The 5,077-nt window shown below is 58.6% G+C and carries 2 protein-coding genes and 2 pseudogenes; 3 read left to right on the forward strand and 1 reads right to left on the reverse strand.

Features of this window, described 5'->3' with window-relative positions; translation table 11 throughout:
• Positions 1-313: 313 nt before the first annotated feature.
• A complete protein-coding gene (locus AB4043_RS15545; protein ID WP_442307460.1) occupies positions 314-925 on the reverse strand; it encodes a superoxide dismutase in 612 nt (203 codons plus the stop codon).
• Positions 926-1,208: 283 nt separating this feature from the next.
• On the opposite strand from AB4043_RS15545, the gene AB4043_RS15550 reads away from it, so the two are divergent.
• The 3 genes and pseudogenes from AB4043_RS15550 to AB4043_RS15560 all read left to right on the forward strand — a co-directional run.
• Complete coding sequence (locus AB4043_RS15550) at positions 1,209-3,632, forward strand: glycoside hydrolase family 15 protein (protein ID WP_442300992.1); 2,424 nt, start codon at positions 1,209-1,211, stop codon at positions 3,630-3,632.
• Positions 3,633-3,734: 102 nt separating this feature from the next.
• Positions 3,735-4,553: pseudogene (locus AB4043_RS15555) on the forward strand (thiamine pyrophosphate-dependent enzyme); the annotation flags it as partial.
• Positions 4,516-5,077 (forward strand): annotated as a pseudogene (locus tag AB4043_RS15560) (hypothetical protein); the annotation flags it as partial. The pseudogenes AB4043_RS15555 and AB4043_RS15560, both read left to right, overlap by 38 nt.

The raw sequence follows: 5,077 nt of genomic DNA on the forward strand, positions 1-5,077 counted from the left end.
GATCTTCGCTGCGCGGTTTCCCAAGGAGCCGCAGGTAAGAACGACCATCGTGGCTGCCAATCCGCGAGGAACAACGGTCGAAATCGACTTGGTTGCATATCTCTAAAGCATTTTCCCTGTTGCTGGGTATCCCGGGAGGGGCGTGCAGCGGCGTTTTCATTGCGGAAAACGCMCATAGATGCGGAAGCCCTACATTACCCCCACCGGGAAATGCTCTAAGCCCTCCACGTTCTATACCATTCAACCATTCAACCCAAACAGAAGAGCCACCCGTCAGGGTGGCTCTTCTGTTCTTCAACTATTCAACTAATTCCTACTTCTTGGCTGTCTCGAAGCGCTTGTTGACTTCGTCCCAGTTGACGACGTTCCACCAGGCGGCCAGGTAGTCCGGGCGCTTGTTCTGGTACTTGAGGTAGTAGGCGTGTTCCCACACATCGTTGCCCAAGATCGGAAACAGACCGTCGGTCAGCGGAGAGTCCTGGTTGGGCTTGGTGACGATCTCGAGCTTGCCGCCCTTGTAGACCAGGAAGCCCCAGCCGGAGCCGAACTGCTTCGCAGTGGTCTCATTGAAGCTCTTCTTGAAGGCCTCAAAGTCGCCGAAGTCCTTCGTGATCTGGTCGGCGATAGCGCCGGTCGGAGCTCCGCCGCCGTTCGGCTTCATGATCTCCCAGAACATGGTGTGGTTGRCRTGGCCGCCACCGTTGTTGCGGACGACGGTACGGATGTCTTCCGGTACGCTCGCCAGACCGGCCACAAGCTCTTCCGGCGACTTTGAACCCAGCTCCGGATGCTTCTCGATGGCGCCATTCAGGTTCGTCACGTAGGTCTGGTGGTGCTTGTCGTGGTGCAGCTTCATGGTCGCCTCATCAATATGGGGCTCCAGGCCGGCGTAGTCGTAGGGAAGGGCGGGTAGTTCGTAGGCCACGTGAGATCTCCTGTCGGGTCGTTTCGGTTCAGGGTTAGGGCGTGCCATTAAATTCTGGCGTCAGCGGTGTGACACGCCCTTTGATGCGGCGATTGAGCACTGCGATGCGCAGTACGTCACGGACTCTGATGATATCGCAGCGAGCCGAAGGTCTGCTGCCACGTGAACTTAGGGACGTCGGCGCGCAATATGCCTCAGAAATAGTGCGACTCGCATAGAACCGGGCCGACATTTTTCCTTCATTTGCGGTTACCTGCGTTCCTATGGTTTTTAATCAGTAACAATGAACGCTTTATCCGCTGCGTATCGTTGGCTTGACGACCAGGGCATGGCTTTTGGTGCGCCTGGGCTTGAACCTCGCTGGACTTCCTCAAAAAAAGACGCTGTCTGTACGGCGTATGCCGCATCCTCACGAGTCTGGTTCACCGTCTCGCACGGAACACTGAATGAGGTCTACTACCCCACCATCGATCGTCCGCAGATTCGCGACATGGAGTTTCTGTTCACCGATGGGGAGACCTTCTTCCACGAAGAGAAGCGTGACTTTGAGTACGACTTCCACTATGTGGATCCGGATGCGCTTGCGGTCCGCGTCGTCGCCACCGACCTGCAGGGCCGATATCGCGTGACGAAGGAGTTTCTCTGCGATCCTCACCACCCGGTGGTGTTGGTCCGCGTGAAGATTGATGGGGAAGAGGACCTRCTGCAGCGGTTGAAGTGTTATGCCCTGCTGGCGCCGCACATTGAAGGTGGTGGTGCGGGAAACTCCGGCCGATCGATTGAAGTTGCTGGCCAGCGTGCCCTGATTGCCTGGAAGAACGGAACTTCGCTGTCGATGGGCGCCTCCTGCGGATTCACGCGTTCGTCCTGCGGTTTTGTGGGCTCGTCAGACGGCTACCAGGATCTGATTCAGAACATGAAGATGGACTGGCAGTTCGGGCAGGCGTTGAACGGCAATATCGCTCTGATGGGCGAAATCGATGTCGCCCGCAACCGTGAGTTCACCCTTGCGATCTCCCTCGGAGAGGGCCATCACGCTGCTCTTGCCGGAATGATGCAATCGCTCTCCACTCCTTACGAGGCGCACATGAAGCGCTTTATCGAGCAGTGGTACCGCGCTCCGGCTCCCGAACACTTGGCAGGAAAGTCCACCGACGGCGGCCGGTTGATGCGCATCAGTCACAACGTTGTGCTGGCGCACGAAGATAAGACCTATACCGGAGCATTCATCGCTTCTGCCTCCATTCCCTGGGGTGCATCGAAGGGTGACGACGACCTGGGCGGCTACCACCTGGTCTGGACGCGCGATATGGTGCAGTCTGCCAGCGCTCTGCTGGCCTGTGGGCGCGTCGATACGGCACGCCGGGCGTTGGTATATCTGGCCTGCTCCCAGCAGCCTGATGGCAGCTTCCCGCAGAACTTCTGGATCGACGGAACACCCTACTGGACCGGCATTCAGTTGGATGAAGTCGCGTTCCCCATCATTCTGGCGTGGCGTTTATGGAAGCTGGGTGGATTGGGTGGCTTCGATGTGTTTCCGTTCGTCGAAAATGCCGCCGCCTTCCTGGTGCACTATGCTCCGGTGACGCAGCAGGAGCGCTGGGAAGAGAACGCCGGATACTCTCCATCGACACTGGCTGCGGTCATCAGCGGCCTTATCTGCGCTGCCGATATCGCACGTGGCCATAAGGCGCCGGAGCTGGCGGAGTTCCTCGAGGTCTACGCCGACTGGATCGAGTCGCATCTGGAAGAGTGGACGACGACGACCAACGGTGTGCTGCATCCGGATGTGAGATATCACTATGTCCGTGTCACTCCTCCCTATCCCGGAGATCCTTTTTACAATCCGGCGATCGGCGATGGACGCCTGAACCTGGCCAATCGCACTCCGGGCGAGCAATACAACTTCGCTGCCAATGAGATTGTGGACGCCGGCTTCCTGGAGCTTGTGCGTTACGGCGTTCGCCGCGCAGATGATCCGTTGATCATCAATTCGCTGAAGGTTATCGACAAGGTATTGCGTATCGATACGCCCTACGGCCCCTGCTGGCGCCGTTACAACCATGATGGCTACGGCCAGCAAAAGGATGGAGGTCCGTTCCTTCACTATGGACAGGGCCGCGCCTGGCCTCTGTTGACTGGTGAACGTGCACACTATGAACTGGCGGCGGGCAAAGACGTGACCCCATTCATTACTGCGCTGGAACGCTTCTCAAGCTTCGGCGGCATGTTGCCCGAGCAGATTTGGGATTACCATGATCTCCCCGAAGAAGGGCTGTTCTTCGGCCGGTCCGCCGGGGCGGCGCAGCCGCTGGTGTGGGCGCACTCGGAATATCTGAAATTGTTGCGATCCACAACGGACGGTCAGGTCTTCGACCGCATCTCATGTGTCGCCGAGCGTTATGCAGCGCCCTGTGAGCAGCGCAAGGGCGGCTGCCAGATTGAGATCTTCAAGATCATCCGTCCGGTGCATACCGTCGGTGCAGGAAAGCGGCTCAGAATTGTGGATCGCGACCAATTCCAGGTGATCTGGACGACAGATGGTTGGACCACTCGTCAGGCTGCCGATTCGAAATCGGCGGGCTATCCGGGTTTCTTCGCTGAGATTGCAACTCAGTCAGGGCAGCAGGGCCACATCGAATTCACCCTCTACTGGCCGCAGCAGCATCGGTGGCTCGGCTATAACTTCACGGTGCAAGTCAGCTGACCACCCAAGGCCAGTCAACGGAACCTGTACACTGGAAGTGATAACGAAAACCCTTACTAACACGAGCGCACTAAGGCTTTTGCCCTGGTGCCCGAGGAATACATGAGCGACCTGGTTCAGAAGTCCATCAATACCCTTCGTCTTCTCGCAGTCGATGCCGTTGAAAAGGCCAAGAGTGGCCATCCCGGTGCTCCGCTGGCGCTTTCGCCGCTGACCTACCTGCTGTACCACGATGTGATGAAGCATAATCCCGCGGACCACAAGTGGATCGATCGTGACCGCTTTGTGCTGTCGAACGGACATGCTTCGGCGCTGCTGTATAGCGTGCTGCATCTCTCCGGGTACGACGTTCCGCTGGATCAGGTGAAGAGCTTCCGTCAGTGGCACTCCATCACGCCAGGTCACCCGGAGTACGGTGAGACCCCCGGCGTTGAAGTCACTACCGGTCCGCTGGGCCAGGGCCTTGCGATGTCCGTCGGTCTGGCGATCGCTGAGAAGCACATGGGTGCTCGTTTCAATCAGCCGGAGATGAAGATCGTCGATCACCACACCTATGTGATGTGCGGTGACGGCGACCTGATGGAAGGTGTCTCGCACGAGGCCGCGTCGCTTGCCGGAACGCTGAAGCTGGGTAAGCTGATCGTCTTCTATGACGACAACCTGATCTCGCTGGACGGACCGACCGAGCTCTCATTCACCGAAGATGTGACCAAGCGTTTTGAGGGCTATCACTGGCAGGTGCTGCACGTTGCCGACGGCAACGATCTGGACGCCTTGCGTAAGGCCATCAAGGAAGCTCAGGCTGAGACTGAGAAGCCGACCCTGGTGCGCGTGCGCACGGTCATCGGCTACGGCAGCCCGCACGCCGGCACCAGCAAGGTGCATGGCGAGGCTCTGGGCGCTGAGAACACCAAGAAGACCAAGGAAGCTCTTGGCTTCCCGCCGGAGGAATCGTTCTACATTCCTGAGCGACCTCACCGCCTCCACCAAGACCATCTTCAAGGAATCGACCAACTTCCACATCGACCCGAACGGCCGCAACATCTTCTTCGGCGTTCGCGAGTTCGGCATGGCTGCTGCCGTCAATGGTATGGCTGCTCACGGCGGTCTGATTCCGTTCGGCTCGACCTTCTTCGTCTTCTCCGACTACATGCGGAACGCTATCCGTCTGGCGTCGCTGATGAGCACGCACTCGCTGTTCATCTTCACGCACGACTCSATCGGYCTGGGCGARGACGGCCCGACSCACCAGCCGGTSGAGCAGCTCATGAGCCTTCGCGCCATTCCGCAGCTCACTGACTTCCGCCCGGCGGACGCCAATGAGACAGCTGAGTGCTGGAAGATCGCCCTGCAGCGCAAGTCGGCAAGCTTCATGGCCCTCTCGCGTCAGGACCTGCCCGTTCTGGACCCTGAGAAGGCCAAGGGCGCCAGCAAGGGTGCGTACG

Source organism: Terriglobus sp. YAF25, from assembly GCF_052113305.1.
Classification (GTDB): Bacteria; Acidobacteriota; Terriglobia; order Terriglobales; family Acidobacteriaceae; genus Terriglobus.